This window comes from Ruegeria sp. CH6 (genome assembly GCF_056537005.1).
On sequence record NZ_JBQFQS010000002.1, the window covers coordinates 337,217 to 353,161 of the forward strand.

Sequence of the window (15,945 nt, forward strand, 5' to 3'; positions counted from 1 at the left end):
TTTACTTATTCAAAGCATCCAGAATGCGTGCCCACGAGCGGATACCCTTGTGGAAGCTCTTTACGTCATACTTTTCGTTGGGTGAGTGGATAGCGTCATCGTCGTTGGCATAGCCGACCAACATCGAATCTAGTCCCAGAACCGTATCGAAATAGCCGACTACGGGGATCGAGCCGCCCATGCCGGTGAATACAGCCTCGCGATCCCACTCGTCGGACAGTGCGCCGCGCGCGGCTTCGAATTCGGGGCGGTCAAGGTTCATGACAGAAGCAGGGGAGCCTTCGAGGTCATTGTCCCAAACAACCTTCGCATCGGGGGACAGCCGCTCTTCCACGTGTTTACGGATCTTATCGCGAAGGGCATCCGGGTCCATGTCACCGACCAGTCGGCAGGTGATTTTGCAGTGCGCCTCTGACGGGATCACCGTTTTGGATCCGGCACCATTGTAGCCACCCCAAAGGCCGTTCACTTCCAGCGTTGGGCGCGCCCATTGCTGTTCAAGTGTGGAGTAGCCTTTTTCGCCGTGGGGTTGGGTATAACCCACCGAATTCAGGTATTCAGCTTCGTCAAATCCGCAACCTTCCCATTGGCGCAGCTGCTCGGCGGGGACTTCGTGAACGCCTTCATAGAACCCTTCGACCGCAACGCGTCCGGTTTCATCGTCATAGAAAGAAGCGACAATCTTGGATAGCTCACGAAGGGGATTCAGGCCCGGCCCACCGTAGTGGCCGGAATGCAGGTCGATACGGGGGCCGATGATTGTGAACTCATCCTTCAGCATGCCGCGCAGTTGCGAGGCAATCGAAGGAACGCCGCGCGAGACCATCGAAGTATCGCAGACGAGGGCCAGATCAGCTTGCAGTTCTTCCTTGTTGGCTTCGAGGAACGGCACCAGTGACGGAGAGCCCGATTCTTCTTCTCCCTCAAAGAAGAATGTGATCCGGCAGGGCAGTTTACCGTGAACTGCCTTCCAGGCGCGGCAAGCCTCGACAAAGGTCATCAACTGACCCTTGTCATCCGACGAGCCGCGGCCGCGAATGACTTGCCCATGCTCGGTATCTTCCAGCGCCGGATCAAACGGATCACGGTTCCACAAATTTAGCGGATCAACCGGTTGTACGTCGTAGTGGCCATAGAACAGCACATGTGGCCCATCGCCATCTTCACCGACGTGCCCAACCACCATGGGGTGGCCGGGGGTTTCACGCTTTTCCGCCTTAATGCCAATGCTTTGCAAATCTGCGACCAGCCAGTCTGCTGCCTGATCAACGTTCTCCTTGAAGGCTGGATCAGTTGAGATGGACGGTATGCGCAGAAACTCCATCAACCGGTCGATGGAAGTGGTCAGATCGGTGTCGATCCTGCTCAGAACAGCGTCAAGCGACATAGGCTTCTCCTGAATGGATGTGAATTTGCGCGGAGCCTAGCAGCGCTGGCGGTGTCGTCCAGTGTGTATCGGCGGGAATTGGAGTATACTATCGGAAATAAGGAAAGAGCCGTAGAACTACCTGCGTCGTTTCCTCGCGTCTTATAGCCGTAACTTTACTTGTCCGAGGGCGTGTTAAGGGATAATTGATGCAAATCAAAGTTAGGTCCCACTGATCAGCAGTAGGTAGTTGATACAGAGGAACGCAAAGTCGTACTAATGGTCTAGGCCAGGAGATACGGCGAACAAAGTGGTCCGGTTGTGGTCAATACAATCCGGACATCGAAGGAGGGTCCGTTGGACTACACTGCTCAGCTCGATTCAGCGATTGCCAGGCTGCATGAAGAAGGACGTTACCGGACCTTCATCGATATCGAACGTCGCAACGGCCATTTCCCTCACGCCGTTCGGACCCGCCCAGACGGTTCGCAGCAGAATATCACCGTATGGTGCGGCAACGACTATTTGGGCATGGGGCAGCATCCCGTCGTCCTGAACGCAATGCACGAGGCCGTTGATGCCGCGGGTGCAGGGTCGGGCGGTACACGCAACATCTCTGGCACAACTGTCTATCACAAGCGGCTGGAAGCCGAGCTTGCGGATTTGCATGGTAAAGAAGCTGCGCTTCTTTTCACCAGTGCCTATATCGCAAATGATGCGACGCTGAGCACGCTACCTAAGCTGTTCCCGGGCCTGATCATCTATTCCGACGCGCTGAACCACGCCTCGATGATCGAAGGTGTGCGTCGCAATGGTGGCGACAAGCGAATCTTCCGCCACAATGATGTCGCGCATTTGCGTGAACTGCTTGAGGCCGACGATCCTGCAGTGCCCAAGCTGATCGCTTTTGAATCGGTCTATTCGATGGATGGTGACTTTGGTCCGATCGAAGAAATTTGCGATCTGGCAGACGAATTCGGCGCGCTGACCTATATCGACGAAGTGCACGCGGTCGGCATGTATGGCCCGCGCGGCGGTGGTGTAACCGAGCGTGACCGGCTGGCGCATCGTATCGACATCATCAACGGAACGCTGGCTAAAGCATACGGCGTGATGGGTGGCTATATCGCCGCCAGCGAAAAGATGTGCGACGCTGTACGCTCTTACGCGCCGGGCTTCATCTTCACCACGTCTCTTCCGCCCTCGGTTGCTGCGGGTGCTGCTGCCTCCGTTGCCTATCTCAAAGGTGCATCGGAACTGCGGGAACAGCATCAGACGCAGGCCAAGGTGCTCAAGCTGCGTCTGAAAGGGATGGGCTTGCCGTTGATTGACCACGGCAGTCACATCGTTCCGGTGATTGTCGGCAACCCGGTACACACCAAAATCCTCAGTGACAGGCTGCTGGATGATCATGGAATTTACGTTCAGCCGATCAATTTCCCGACCGTTCCTCGCGGGACTGAACGCCTGCGCTTTACGCCGTCACCTGTACACGGGCCCGGCGAGATGAACCGTTTGATCCAGGCGATGGACGAACTTTGGTCACATTGTGCGCTAAATCGCGCCGAACTTGCCGGTTAACCTCACGCCAAAGTGTGCAACACGTTTGCCGCGTGTTAAGCTTACGCTAACAAACAAACAGACGAATCGTTATGGGGACGATTCGCTGTTCGCGCTAAGCACGCGGCAGGCAAAATGGGGCAGCAGGGATGATTGGGCGCAGGACACAGCGCGATTCCGAGGAAGACGTAGACGTCAGACCAAAGGGTTTCGACGACTTCGAAGTACGGCTTGGTGACATGATGCGCGGCGAGCGGGCAACCATGGGCAAGTCGCTACTGGATGTTCAGCGCGAACTGCGGATCAAAGCCAACTACATCGCTGCCATCGAAAATGCTGATCCTGATGCATTTGACACACCCGGCTTCATTGCCGGGTATGTTCGTTCTTACGCCCGCTATCTGGGGATGAACCCGGATGATACCTTCGCCGCCTTCTGTCAGGAAAGTGGATTTGAGGTCGCGCACGGCATGTCGGCAGAGGCATCGGTTGTCAAAAAAGCAACTGGGGATCTGCCAAACCGCGGTCCCATGGGGCGCGATCCGTTCATCTCTCCCAACACACCATACCTGCCCGGCAATGAATCGGTTTTCAGCCATATTGAGCCTCGCGCAATCGGGTCGTCTCTTGTCCTTCTGGCGCTGATCGGTGGGATTGGATACGGCGGTTGGTCCGTGCTGAACAAGATTCAGCAGGTACAGGTGGCACCGGTTGAACAGGCCCCGGTCGTGCTGTCGGATCTTGATCCGTTGCACGAAGCGCAAAGCCGTTCGCAGGAGCCAGAGATAGCCGGGTTGGAAAGCCCGAGTGCAGAAGCGCTTGACCGCCTCTATCGACCGCAGGCGTTGGACGTACCCGTTCTTGTTGCCCGTGATGCGCCTATATCCACGCTTGATCCGCGTACGGTAGGCACCTTCAGACCGCCAGAGGTTCCTGAAACGCAGATTGCCGATGTTCACACGGTAGAACGCCCTGCGTTGCCGCAGGTTGTAGAGAAACTTGATACTTCACTACGGATTGTTGCTGTAAATCCGGCATGGATGCGCGTGACTGCAGCTGATGGCAGTGTCATCTTTGAAGACACGCTGGGTACCGTGGAGCAGGGCAGCGTCTACGAGGTACCATTGACAGAAGAGCCACCTCAATTGCGCGCTGGTGCTGCAGGTTCGGTTTATTTCCAAGTAAATGGCAAACACTATGGGCCTGTCGGCGCGCCTGGAACAGTAGCTAAGGGTGTTGTGCTGTCCAAAGACTCGGTGTCCGAGCAGTTCACCGTGGCGGATTTGGAAGCAGACCATAACAGTGCGCTCAAGCAATTGGTCGCCGAATTGCAAACTCAGGCGACAGAAGCGCCCGCCGAGTGATCTAACCATTGCGGTACCCCGGTCGCCGAACTATCTAAGGCGCAACCTAGGCAGACGCGGACCGGTTTTCATGTCTCTCAATCACGTACGTCCCTGGCGCGATATCTATCGCCGCAAATCCCGCCAGATCATGGTTGGGAACGTCCCGGTTGGGGGTGATGCGCCCATTGCAGTGCAGACCATGACCAATACGCTGACGACTGACGTGGCCGGAACCATTGCACAGGTTCAGGCATCAGCTGAGGCAGGCGCAGATATCGTGCGTATTTCGGTACCGGATGAGGCGTCGTCAAAAGCGCTAAAAGAGATCGTGCGCGAAAGCCCCGTTCCGATCGTCGCTGATATCCATTTCCACTATCGTCGTGGTATCGAGGCTGCTGAAGCCGGCGCTGCCTGCCTTCGCATCAACCCGGGTAACATCGGTGACGAAAAGCGTGTGAAAGAAGTCATCAAGGCTGCACGCGACCACAACTGCTCGATCCGTATCGGCGTGAACGCGGGCAGTCTGGAAAAGCATCTGCTGGAGAAATATGGCGAACCGTGCCCTGAGGCGATGGTCGAAAGCGGGCTGGAACATATCCGCATCCTTCAGGACAACGATTTTCATGAGTTCAAGATCAGTGTGAAAGCCAGCGACGTATTCCTGTCAGCGGCAGCTTATCAGGGTATTGCCGAGGCGACAGATGCACCGATCCATCTGGGGATTACCGAGGCTGGTGGACTGGTCAGTGGTACGATCAAATCTGCCATCGGGCTAGGCAACCTGCTTTGGATGGGCATCGGGGACACGATCCGTGTCAGCCTGTCGGCCGATCCTGTCGAGGAGGTCAAGGTGGGCTTCGAGATTCTCAAATCTCTGGGTCTGCGTCACCGCGGCGTCAACATCATCTCTTGCCCGTCCTGCGCGCGTCAGGGCTTTAACGTCATCAAAACTGTTGAAGAGCTGGAAAAGCGCCTTGAGCACATCAAGACACCCATGAGCCTGTCGATCATCGGTTGTGTCGTGAATGGTCCGGGTGAGGCGCTGATGACCGATGTTGGCTTCACCGGCGGTGGGGCAGGGTCTGGTATGGTCTATCTGGCCGGTAAGGCCAGCCACAAGATGTCGAACGATCAGATGATCGACCACATCGTTGAAGAGGTCGAGAAAAAGGCGGCAGAACTCGATGCTGCCAAAGAGGCAGCTGAGTAAAGCACAGCTTATTCAGGGCGTCGCACGCGACCCGCGGTGCAGATCAAGTGACTGCTGGCATCTGTTGCGTTGCGCAGTGAATGCCGCCTCCCATCTCACCCAACGTGTCGACGTTAAGTGTGATGATTTCGCGACCAGGATAGTGCCGGGAAATCGCATCCTGCGCGATCTGGTCGGTTTCACGATCACCGAATTCGGCAACGATTACCGCGCCGTTGCAAACGTAGTAGTTTGCATAGGATGCGACGAATTCCTCATCGTCGATGCGGCGCTCAACAGGCTCGGGGATGACATCTACTTGTAGCCCGGCAGCGACAAGCACATCATGAGTGTCCAGGGCCGCCATATGGAACGGGTCGGCTGGATCCGGATCGTCCGGCAGGTTGATCAGGACACGCCCGGGGCCGGTAAACCTCGCCAGACTGTCGATGTGGTAATCAGTAATATCCTCGTCCCAAACGCCTTCGGACCAGATCATGCGATCGGCCCCGTATGCCTTCAGCAGTAGCGCTTCAATTTCATTGCGCGACATCCCCGGGTTTCGGTTGTCGTGTACCCATGAACTCTCATGCGCCATGAGCAAGCCGTGGCCGTCTTGTTCAACGCCACCCCCTTCACCGATCAGACCGGATTTGAGGAAGGGCAGGCCCAGATGTTCGGAAACACGTCTGGCGATTTGCGAGTCATTCGTGTTGATCTGCCTCTCGCCCCAGCCGTTGAACTGGATATTTGTGATGGCGAGATCACCGTTTTCATTAACTACGAAAATCGGTCCAGAATCGCGGCACCAGAGGTCGTCGGTAGGAATGTCCCAAAGCTCGACGCTGGCAGAGAGCTTTTTGCGTGCCGATGAATGATCTTCCTTTGCAGCAAGCAGAGTGACGGGTTCAAAATCGGATATCGCATTTGCGATATCAGCGATCGTCTGCTGCGCCATTTTCCGGAAAACCCTGTCAGAGTGCACCCTGCGGTTCGCCGGCCATTGCATGAATGTACGCTGATGCGGGCCTTCCTCGGGTGGAACGAAATAGCCGATGGCAGGGTTTGCGCTAAGGATACCTGGGCGTGTCATGAGGCCGAATGCTCCGCTGGCCAGCAACATTTCTCTTCTGTTCATCGCTATCTGCCTCTCAAGATCAACAGATTTGTTTGTGCAATCCAGCGGGCTGGCTGCGTATACGTCATCCAGGCCTGGTAAGTTCTCGCGATGGATAAGGGGTGGGGTGTCCGCCCCCTCTCAATCAGCTTTGATCAGCGCGAACGCCGTCGGCGATTTGCTGCATCTGATCTGCAGTCAGATAACCGCGCAACATTTCGGTTCCCAGAACAAAAGAGGGCGTGCCTGAAATTTTCATCTTTTGCGCCAGTGCGCGGGTTTGAGCGATTTCGTTGTTTACTTCGTCACTATCCATGGCGGCAATGATCGCATCGCTGTCCAGCCCCAGACCATCCGAAATACGACGCAGAGTAACCTCGGAAACATCGCCACCGAATTCCATCAACGCATCGTGCACCTGTTTGTATGCATCATCGCCAGCTACGTTCTTAGTGGCCACGGCAAATTGCGAGGATAGCAGGGACGCTTCGCCAAGGATCGGGAATTCCTTGATCACCAGACGGATATTGCCGTCCTCTGACAACAGACTTGCGACTTCTGGTACCGCTCGGCGACAATAGCCGCAGCGATAATCCATGAACTCGACAAGAGTGATATCTCCATCAGGATTGCCGCCTACCCAGCTATATCCATCATTGAACAGTTCATCCGCATTCGCCGCGACCAGTTCCTTGTCGGCGACGGCTTCGGCGGCAGCCTGCTGTTGTTCGAGGATGGTGATCGCTTCGACGATAACGCTGGGGTTTTCCAGCAGATACTCGCGGACCTGTTCGCCAAAAGCAGCTTTCTCCGCATCGCTCATCGAGTTGAGATCCAGCGCCGCCGCAGGGCTGGAGATCAGGGAAAGCCCCAGAAGGGCCGGTGCAGCATGTCTGAGGATCATTTCCGTTTCCTTTTCTCTTTCTTTGCTCGTTCCGAGGCAATCAACACATCTTGCGCCCTTTGCCAACCCGGAGAGCCCACGGGCAATTGCCCGACAGCACGTTTTGCATGGATGCCTGCATCGGCCAACCGGCCTTGCAAAGCATATCGTTCTGCGGTGACGGTCGATGCCATCCCGTTATTGCCCACCTTGGAATAGGCAGAACCCAGATCCTGCATCAGGCGCGCGTTTCGATAGTCTCTTGCGCGAGCCTTTTCAAGGGCTTGCAGGGCGTTCTTCGTCTGGCCATCGCTCAGCAGCGCGCGACCATAGCCAGCCAGAATGAGCGGGTCATTGGGCGCAAGCTCTACTGCTTTACCATAGGCGTCAACTGCTTCTTTAACCCGACGGTTTTCCAGCAAGATCTGGCCTTTGAGTTCGTAATAGAACGGATCGTCAGGACGAACCTCGAGGGCGCCATCAATCGCAGCACGTGCACTCGCCAGATTTCGGTTCTGGTGATGTGCTGCTGCTTCGCGCATCAGGCGGATATCTTGCGCCGTTTCTTCTTTGGAGCGCCGCAATGTCCATCCGGGGCTGCGCAGAAAAGCTGATAGTTTGCCTTTCACACGGGCAAACCAGTAGTCGGCATTCGGGTTGGACTTGGCCCTATCAGAAAACTCTTCCAAAAAGGATTCGGCGGCACGCAAACGCTCGCGACTGGTCGGGTGCGATCGCATGTAAGGGTCCTGATTTATCGTACTCAACAACTCCTGACCCGCGAATTTTCGATGCAGCTCGACCATGCCGATCGGTGAAATCTCTGCCCATCGCAGATAGCTGGCAGCGCTTCGGTCAGCCGAAGACTCTTCGGCTCGTGTATGGCCCAGAAAGCTGCGTAGCGCAGAGGACGAGGTTCCGGCTGCGATGCCCGCTGCAGCTTCGCCACCACCAGCAGCCGCAGCGACCAGTGCGAGTGCCAGACCCAGCTGGGCGTTACGCTGAGCTGCCCTAAGGTTCTCGGCGCGCCGGGCCAGATGACCGTTGGCGATATGGGCGGCTTCGTGGGCAATAACGGCCTGCAACATCTCGGGGCTGTCAACCGCGAGAATGAGGCCGTAGTTCACGTAGATCGTGTTGTAGTCGATGACGAAGGCGTTGAAAGTGCTGTCGTTTACGACAAGGACCTGTACACGGTTGGTGTTCAGCCCAGCCGCGCGAAGGATTGGAAAGGCGAGTTCTCGTAAACCGTGTTCGATATCCGGATCGCGTATCAGGCTTTGCGCATGGCTTTGAACCGCCGTTGCCATCCACATGCCAACAGCCAGTATCAGAGCCGGGATTGACGCCAGCCTGGATACGCGTTCAAAAGCCATGGCTGCAACATGGGAGATGGGCATGAGAAACTCAACCCGGTCCGGGGTCGATCCCTTCATCGTGATGGACGTGATGGAGGCTGCACGAAAAGCAGAAGAGGACGGGCGCCACATCATTCATATGGAGGTTGGTCAGCCAGGAACAGGCGCACCCAAAGGGGCGGTGCAGGCGCTGGCCAAGGAAATGGAGCAAGGACCGCTGGGCTATACAGTAGCGTTGGGTCTGCCTGCGTTGAGGCAGCGGATCGCCCGGATGTATGGCGATTGGTACAATGTCGATCTGAACCCTGAGCGTGTCGTTATCACACCGGGGTCTTCTGGCGGCTTTCTGCTGGCATTTACAGCGTTGTTCGATAGCGGTGATCGCGTAGGCATCGGCGCGCCGGGTTATCCGTCTTACCGCCAGATACTCAAGGCGCTGGGGCTGGTGCCTGTCGATTTGCCCACCGCACCTGAACATCGGCTGCAGCCAGTGCCAGCAGATTTTGCTGGTCTCGATCTGCAAGGGCTCATGGTCGCTTCGCCAGCCAATCCGACGGGCACTATGCTGGACCATGCCGCGATGGGGGCGTTGATTGAAGCGGCGCAGGGGCAGGGAGCATCGTTTATCAGCGACGAGATTTATCACGGGCTGGAATACGAGGCCAAAGCCGTCACCGCGTTGGAACTGACGGATGAGTGCTATGTGATCAACTCGTTCTCAAAGTACTTCTCGATGACCGGATGGCGTGTCGGTTGGATGGTCGTTCCCGAAGATCAGGTGCGTGTGGTCGAACGTATTGCCCAGAACATGTTTATCTGTGCCCCGCACGCAAGTCAGGTCGCGGCACTGGCGGCGATGGATTGCGACGAAGAACTTCAGGGGAATCTGGATGTCTATCGCCGGAATCGTGAATTGATGCTCAAGGGTTTGCCCCAAGCAGGATTTACCAATATCGCGCCGCCGGATGGGGCATTCTATGTTTATGCGGATGTCTCGGGTCTGACCAATGACAGCCGCGCTTTTGCCGCCGAGATTTTGGAGAAGGCAGGCGTTGCAGTGACACCGGGTCTGGATTTCGATCCCGAGCGTGGTCATGAAACGCTGCGCTTCTCCTACGCGCGTTCAACTGCCGATATCGAGGAAGGTCTGGAGCGTCTGCGCGTTTTCATGGCTGAACACGGTAACGTTGCACTCAGCAGCGCCTGACGTCAAAGGCGTTCACAAAACCATGTCGGTACTATAGGCTTTGCGCCAATCGATCTCGGGAAAACTTGAGGCCATGAGCAGGATTTTCTATGTTCTCGCGCTGTTATGGGCGTTGACCGGCAATGCGCTTGCGCAGGATTTCAGTGCGCTTGCCCGGGTTGTTCCCGATCAAAGCCAGATTACGGACAATGGCGCTTCGGGTGTTCGTCTGCGTATTGGTCTGACCCAGGGGGTGCCATATCGCGTTTTCACACTGCAGGATCCGTACCGGATGGTGCTGGATTTTCAGGAGGTCGACTGGACTGGCCTTGACCGCGAGGCGTTTCTGAAAAGCAACCGGATCACCGGTGTGCAGTTTGGAGCTTACGTCCCCGGCTGGTCCCGCCTTGTGATGGAACTTGGCACGCCGCTGGCTGTGGATACGGCTGATATGCGCATTGACGCGGCAACGGGGGCAGCGCTGCTGACGCTCAATCTGCGTGGTACTGACTTTGATACATTCGCGGAAGGTGCCGGTGCCCCACGCAACCCCGGCTGGGATTTGCCCGAGCCCGCGACGGTGGAAGAGGCTGAACCTCGCAAGGGTGATCAACCTCTGCGCGTCATGCTGGACCCCGGACATGGTGGGCTTGATCCGGGTGCCGAAGTGTCCGGAACTGATGAAAAAACGTTGATGCTGACCTTTGCGCGTGAACTGCGCGAGCTGTTGTTGCGGGCTGGCGGGTACGAGGTGGTCATGACCCGTGTTGATGATCAGTTCGTCTCGTTGGAACGTCGCATTGCGCTGGCACATCGGGCGGGGGCGCACGTGTTTATCTCGCTGCATGCAGATTCGCTCTCCGAGGGGCAGGCCCATGGCGCGGCAGTCTATACATTGTCCGAAGATGCCTCGGACGTTGCCAGCCTGAAACTGGCAGAGCGCCATGATCGGGGCGACCTGATTTCAGGCATCGACCTCAGTGGGTCGGATGATCAGGTCGCGGACGTGTTGCTGGACATGGCGCGGCAGGAAACGAAACCGCGCACAGATGCGCTGGCTCGGGCGATTGCTAACGGGATGGCACAGCAGGGCGGCCCGATGAATCGTCGCCCGATCCGCACCGCTTCGTTCTCTGTTCTAAAGGCAGCTGATATCCCCTCGGTTCTGGTAGAGCTTGGGTTTCTGTCCAGCCCCAGAGATTTGAAAAACATCAGGAATCCTGAATGGCGCGCATCGATGGCGCAAGGCATTTACAAAGGGCTTGAGAAGTGGCGGCAAGAAGACGTGATCAATCGGTCACTGATTGGACAGTGACCTGACGACGCAAACTGGCTAGAATGCGCCAAGGTGTTTTGACCCTTGGGCTGAGCGTCACTATATAGACGGCACCGCGAATAAAAGGCAGCAACGTGATCCGGTTCATTCTTTCGATTTTCGGGGCGATTTTCAGCCTCGTGACTTTGGGTATTTTTATGGCCGCGCTGGTTGTTGGTGCGGTCTTCTGGATGTATGGGCGCGATCTGCCCAGTCATGAATCCCTTGCACAGTACAAACCGCCGACCATCAGCCGAATCTACTCGGGCAAGGGCCAGCTGATCGACGAATTCGCGCAAGAGCGCCGACTGTTCACTCCGTCCGAAGAAATTCCCGACTTGGTGAAGCAGGCGTTCATCTCGGCCGAAGACAAGAACTTTTACACCCACCAGGGCTATGATCCACGCGGTATCGTTGCTGCCGGGGTTGAGGCGGTGAAGTCTAAAGGTGAAAACGTTCGCGGTGCTTCGACCATCACGCAGCAGGTGATGAAGAACTTTCTGCTGTCGGGTGACCGCCGCGCAGAACGTAAGATCAAGGAAATTATCCTCGCCACCCGGCTTGAGGATACGCTCGACAAGGAACAGATTCTCGAACTCTATATGAACGAGATCTTTCTTGGTCAGAACTCCTATGGTGTGACCGCTGCTGCACAAACCTATTTCAACAAAACGCTGCAGGAACTGGCGCCGCATGAGGCTGCAATGCTTGCCGCCATGCCCAAGGCGCCTTCTGATTATCACCCCGTCCGCCAGAAAGAGCGTCTGCTGGCTCGCCGAAACTACGTGCTGCGCGAAATGCAGCAAAACGGCTATATCGATCAGGCAACGTATGAGACCGAAGTCGAGATGCCGTTGCGTTCTGTTCAGAACGGGGATTTCGAAAGCTTCCGCACCGCATTGCCACCTCGCGACTACTTCACCGATGAAATTCGTCGCCAACTGAGCGAGGACTTTGGTGAGGGAGAGTTCTTTACCGGCGGCTTTACGGTTCGCGCTTCGGTGGACGAAGAGATGCAAGTCGAAGCGGCCCGCGCGCTGCGTGAAGCCCTGCAGAAATATGACCGTTCCCGCGGCAAATGGCGCGGCACGGGTGAGGTGATCGCCGAAGAAAAGTTGGGTGAGGAGGCGCAGTGGCGCGAAGCCCTGGCGATTCTTGAGATTCCGCGCGACGTTGTGCTGCCGACGCAGTGGTATCCTGCTGTTGTTATGGATGTCGCTGACCAGCAACTGACTGTTGGTATCGAAGATGGCCCTGCCAACGGTGTTATTCCGCGTTCAGACATCAAATGGATGCAGGGCGATTTCGCAGCCAATTTCAAACGCGGCGATGTCATTTTGGTCGTTGCTGGCGAGGAAGGTCAGTGGTCTGCGCGTCAGGTGCCTGAAGTGCAGGGCGCGTTCATGGCGATGGACGTGAACTCGGGCCGCGTATTGTCGATGCAGGGCGGCTTTTCGTATCAAGACACGGTCTTCAACCGCGCGACACAGGCGCAGCGACAGCCGGGTTCAAGCTTTAAACCCTTCGTCTACGCCGCAGCTTTGGACAGTGGCTACAGCCCGGCCACCATCGTTGTGGACGCCCCGATTGAGGTGAACACCCCGCAGGGACTGTGGCGTCCCAAGAACTCGACAAATAAGTTCTACGGCCCGACACCGCTGCGTACAGGGATCGAGATGTCCCGGAACCTGATGACCATTCGCCTCGCGCAAGAGGTCACGATGCCGGTTGTCGCCGGGTACGCCGAACGGTTTGGTGTCTATGACCGGATGGGCGCATTTTTGGCCAACTCATTGGGGGCCGAAGAAACCACGCTTTACAAAATGGTTGCGGCTTATGCCATGTTTGCCAATGGCGGTGAACGCGTAGAACCCACGCTGGTTGACCGTATTCAGGACCGGTTCGGCAAAACCATCTATCGCCACGACGACCGTCAGTGTCTGGATTGCAACTCCAGCTGGTTGGAACCTGATGAGTCACCAACCATCGTCACCGACCGTGAACAGGTTATGGATGCGGTTACGGCCTATCAGCTGACGTCGATGATGAAAGGTGTGGTGGATCGTGGAACGGCATCCCGCGTTGTGAACCTGCCGGTTCCGACAGCAGGCAAAACCGGCACGACCAACGAATCCAAAGATGCATGGTTCATCGGATTTACGTCGAACATCGTTGCAGGCTGCTATATTGGCTATGACCGTCCGCGTCCGATGGGGCGGGGAGCTTATGGTGGCACCCTATGCGGTCCGGTTTTCCAGAGCTTTATGGAAAAAGCAGTCGAGAAGTACGGTGGTGGTCCGTTCGAAGTGCCTCCGGGTGGGCATTTCATCAAGATCGACCGGTTCAGCGGCGCGCGCCTGCCGGATAACGCCTCAGGCGACTACGTCGTTGCCGAGTATTTCCGCGACGGAGTCGATGGCTTTATCGATCGTATCTATGACGGTGGTTTTGCCATGGGATCCGACCTACCTCTGTTCGAAGAAGCCAGCTCGGGTCGTCAGGTTACCACGTCGACGGGTAACACCATCACCGTAGGACCAAACGCAAGCCAGGGCGATCTGCAGGGCGGCGGGCTTTACTAAGCCGCCGCTTGCAAGAACAGGCGTAACAGGTCTGCTTCTTTGTCTTCCGAAACCTGTTGGTGCGAACGCCAGTAGATCGACAATGCACATTTTGCAGCCGCCCATTTGGCAAGGCGTTCGGGCGTAATCGCCATCGCCTCCGAATATAGTTGTAGGCATTTCCCGATCTGTACGGGATCTCGCACAAGATCCGGCATCCCTTTGGGATGTCGCAACGCGTTTGCAAGCTCAAAGGCCGGATCGCCGAGATAACCCTTGGCATCGATCACCTTTGGACCAGCCTTGGTCAGTATGACATTGTCGGTGTGCAGATCGCCATGCAGCGGAACCAGTGTCTGCTGACTATCCAGCAGTTCTCTGGCCAATGCCGCAGACTGCTGCATGTCGCTCTTTAGTTTAGGGTCACAAGTGTCTGTAAATTCACAGTGAAACAGAGGGGCGAATACATCGTTTAGTGTTTTGAGACCGGAAATCTCCACCCGAGGCGGACGATGCAGATCTGATGCAGTTTCTGCCAATAAATTCACAGCAGTTTCCGGGTCACCGTCGCGCGCCACATCCCCCAGTGACGGACCATCCAACCACTCCATCAGAACTGCGTTGTTCGCCTCTTCAAGTATTTGAACCGCACCGCGATCCTGCCAAGCAGACAAAAGCCGCGATCCCGGGCCTTCGTTGCCGCGATCTGACCGGCGATACACCTTAAGCGCCGCAACCGCGTCAGCCGATTCGACCTTCCAGATTCGCGCATGGCCGGTATCCGCCACCATTGACAGGATGGTCAGACCCCATCGGTCCAACAACTCGTCCGGTGTATCCTTCATTCGCATCTCACTTGTCTTGTGGTGGCACGCACCTCTTGCTATCACGCAGGCCTGATTGAGCAAGTTGGGACCAGACCATGCGCGCCGAAACCCAGAACATCGTGGCGGAAATCCAAAAGTCGCTGGAGCTGCTGGAGCAGCGTATGGACTATGAGACCGCGCCGCACCGGTTGGAAGAATTCAACGCGCGTGTTGAGGACCCCAACCTTTGGGACAACCCCGAGAACGCACAAAAACTGATGCGCGAGCGTCAGATGCTGGTCGATGCGATCGAGACCTACGAGACGATCAAAACCGATTTGAACGACAACATCGAACTTATTGAACTCGGCGAGATGGAAGAGGACGAGGAAGTCGTCCAGGACGCCGAGGAAGCGATCAAGAAACTGGGGGCAAAAGCTGCCAAGAAAGAGCTCGAAGCATTGCTGGACGGTGAGGCCGACGGAAATGATACCTTCCTCGAGATCAACTCGGGCGCGGGTGGAACCGAAAGCTGCGACTGGGCCTCGATGCTGGCGCGCATGTACGTGCGGTGGGCTGAGAAAAAGGGATACACGGTCGAGCTGCAGTCAGAGACTGCGGGGGAAGAGGCCGGTATCAAATCTGCAGCGTACAAGATCTCAGGTCACAACGCATATGGCTGGCTGAAATCGGAAAGCGGCGTTCATCGCCTCGTGCGTATTTCTCCCTTTGACTCGGCGGCGAAACGGCACACATCATTCAGTTCGGTCTGGGTCTATCCCGTGGTCGATGACAATATCGAAATCGAAGTGAACCCGGCGGATATTCGGGTTGATACGTATCGTTCGTCGGGCGCTGGTGGTCAGCACGTCAACACAACCGACTCGGCCGTGCGGATCACGCACATTCCAACGGGAATCGTGGTTACAAGCTCGGAAAAATCTCAGCACCAGAACCGCGATATTGCGATGAAAGCCCTGAAATCCCGCCTCTATCAGCAAGAACTCGATCGCCGGAACGCCGAAATCAATGCGGCGCACGAGGCTAAGGGTGACGCAGGATGGGGCAACCAGATCCGGTCTTACGTTCTGCAGCCCTATCAAATGGTTAAAGACCTGCGGACAAATTTCGAAACGTCCGACACCAAGGGCGTTCTGGACGGCGACCTTGATGGGTTCATGGCAGCTACGCTGGCTTTGAACGTTGCGGGCAAAAGCCGGTCCGAGGCGCAGGGCGAAGATTGACGAGAGGCGTCGGG

At 56.5% G+C, this 15,945-nt stretch carries 12 protein-coding genes; 7 read left to right on the top strand and 5 right to left on the bottom strand.

What is annotated here, in order from left to right; all coding sequences use genetic code 11:
* Position 1: 1 nt before the first annotated feature.
* Positions 2-1,387 carry a dipeptidase gene (locus ACR0CW_RS05955; RefSeq protein WP_170330902.1) on the bottom strand — a complete coding sequence of 462 codons (1,386 nt, stop codon included), beginning with the start codon at positions 1,385-1,387 and terminating at the stop codon, positions 2-4.
* A 336-nt stretch (positions 1,388-1,723) separates the two neighbouring features.
* Between ACR0CW_RS05955 and hemA the strand changes: the two genes are divergently transcribed.
* The 3 genes from hemA (at position 1,724) to ispG (ending at position 5,482) form a co-directional block, all read left to right on the top strand.
* Positions 1,724-2,947: a 5-aminolevulinate synthase gene (gene hemA / locus ACR0CW_RS05960; RefSeq protein WP_155150981.1), complete on the top strand. Its 1,224-nt coding sequence runs from the start codon at positions 1,724-1,726 to the stop codon at positions 2,945-2,947.
* 128 nt (positions 2,948-3,075) lie between these two features.
* Positions 3,076-4,290: a helix-turn-helix domain-containing protein gene (locus ACR0CW_RS05965; protein ID WP_480787136.1), complete on the top strand. Its 1,215-nt coding sequence runs from the start codon at positions 3,076-3,078 to the stop codon at positions 4,288-4,290.
* Positions 4,291-4,360: 70 nt separating this feature from the next.
* Positions 4,361-5,482: a flavodoxin-dependent (E)-4-hydroxy-3-methylbut-2-enyl-diphosphate synthase gene (gene ispG, locus ACR0CW_RS05970; protein ID WP_480787137.1), complete on the top strand. Its 1,122-nt coding sequence runs from the start codon at positions 4,361-4,363 to the stop codon at positions 5,480-5,482.
* A 43-nt stretch (positions 5,483-5,525) separates the two neighbouring features.
* Here ispG and ACR0CW_RS05975 read toward each other — a convergent pair whose 3' ends face one another.
* From ACR0CW_RS05975 to ACR0CW_RS05985, 3 genes are all read right to left on the bottom strand, one after another.
* Positions 5,526-6,599, bottom strand: coding sequence for an agmatine deiminase family protein (locus ACR0CW_RS05975; protein ID WP_480787138.1), 1,074 nt, complete (start codon positions 6,597-6,599; stop codon positions 5,526-5,528).
* A gap of 124 nt (positions 6,600-6,723) precedes the next feature.
* Positions 6,724-7,482 (bottom strand): DsbA family protein, encoded by a 759-nt coding sequence (locus tag ACR0CW_RS05980; RefSeq protein ID WP_155150968.1) that lies wholly within the window; start codon positions 7,480-7,482, stop codon positions 6,724-6,726.
* Entirely contained in the window at positions 7,479-8,861 is a 1,383-nt protein-coding gene (locus tag ACR0CW_RS05985) for a M48 family metalloprotease (RefSeq protein WP_480787139.1), read from the bottom strand. The genes ACR0CW_RS05980 and ACR0CW_RS05985 overlap by 4 nt, the downstream gene beginning before the upstream one ends.
* On the opposite strand from ACR0CW_RS05985, the gene ACR0CW_RS05990 reads away from it, so the two are divergent.
* From ACR0CW_RS05990 to ACR0CW_RS06000, 3 genes are all read left to right on the top strand, one after another.
* Entirely contained in the window at positions 8,860-10,026 is a 1,167-nt protein-coding gene (locus ACR0CW_RS05990; RefSeq protein WP_480787140.1) for a pyridoxal phosphate-dependent aminotransferase, read from the top strand. The genes ACR0CW_RS05985 and ACR0CW_RS05990 overlap by 2 nt on opposite strands.
* 73 nt (positions 10,027-10,099) lie before the next feature.
* Entirely contained in the window at positions 10,100-11,320 is a 1,221-nt protein-coding gene (locus tag ACR0CW_RS05995) for an N-acetylmuramoyl-L-alanine amidase (RefSeq protein WP_480787141.1), read from the top strand.
* Positions 11,321-11,415: 95 nt separating this feature from the next.
* Positions 11,416-13,902 (top strand): penicillin-binding protein 1A, encoded by a 2,487-nt coding sequence (locus ACR0CW_RS06000; protein ID WP_480787142.1) that lies wholly within the window; start codon positions 11,416-11,418, stop codon positions 13,900-13,902.
* Here the strand turns inward: ACR0CW_RS06000 and ACR0CW_RS06005 are convergent.
* Positions 13,899-14,726 carry an aminoglycoside phosphotransferase family protein gene (locus tag ACR0CW_RS06005; RefSeq protein ID WP_480787143.1) on the bottom strand — a complete coding sequence of 276 codons (828 nt, stop codon included), beginning with the start codon at positions 14,724-14,726 and terminating at the stop codon, positions 13,899-13,901. The genes ACR0CW_RS06000 and ACR0CW_RS06005 overlap by 4 nt on opposite strands.
* Before the next feature lie 77 nt (positions 14,727-14,803).
* Here ACR0CW_RS06005 and prfB point away from each other — a divergent pair, with 77 nt between their 5' ends.
* Complete coding sequence (gene prfB, locus ACR0CW_RS06010) at positions 14,804-15,931, top strand: peptide chain release factor 2 (RefSeq protein ID WP_155150955.1); 1,128 nt, start codon at positions 14,804-14,806, stop codon at positions 15,929-15,931.
* Positions 15,932-15,945 lie beyond the last annotated feature (14 nt).

Excerpts from the sequence above, each read along its gene's own strand:
- ACR0CW_RS05995 (WP_480787141.1), top strand. The coding sequence starts at position 10,100 with ATGAGCAGGATTTTCTATGTTCTCGCGCTGTTATGGGCGTTGACCGGC.
- ACR0CW_RS05985 (WP_480787139.1), bottom strand. The coding sequence starts at position 8,861 with ATGCCCATCTCCCATGTTGCAGCCATGGCTTTTGAACGCGTATCCAGG.
- ispG (WP_480787137.1), top strand. The coding sequence starts at position 4,361 with ATGTCTCTCAATCACGTACGTCCCTGGCGCGATATCTATCGCCGCAAA.
- ACR0CW_RS06005 (WP_480787143.1), bottom strand. The coding sequence starts at position 14,726 with ATGAAGGATACACCGGACGAGTTGTTGGACCGATGGGGTCTGACCATC.
- prfB (WP_155150955.1), top strand. The coding sequence starts at position 14,804 with ATGCGCGCCGAAACCCAGAACATCGTGGCGGAAATCCAAAAGTCGCTG.
- ACR0CW_RS05990 (WP_480787140.1), top strand. The coding sequence starts at position 8,860 with ATGAGAAACTCAACCCGGTCCGGGGTCGATCCCTTCATCGTGATGGAC.
- ACR0CW_RS05965 (WP_480787136.1), top strand. The coding sequence starts at position 3,076 with ATGATTGGGCGCAGGACACAGCGCGATTCCGAGGAAGACGTAGACGTC.
- ACR0CW_RS05955 (WP_170330902.1), bottom strand. The coding sequence starts at position 1,387 with ATGTCGCTTGACGCTGTTCTGAGCAGGATCGACACCGATCTGACCACT.
- ACR0CW_RS05975 (WP_480787138.1), bottom strand. The coding sequence starts at position 6,599 with ATGAACAGAAGAGAAATGTTGCTGGCCAGCGGAGCATTCGGCCTCATG.
- ACR0CW_RS05980 (WP_155150968.1), bottom strand. The coding sequence starts at position 7,482 with ATGATCCTCAGACATGCTGCACCGGCCCTTCTGGGGCTTTCCCTGATC.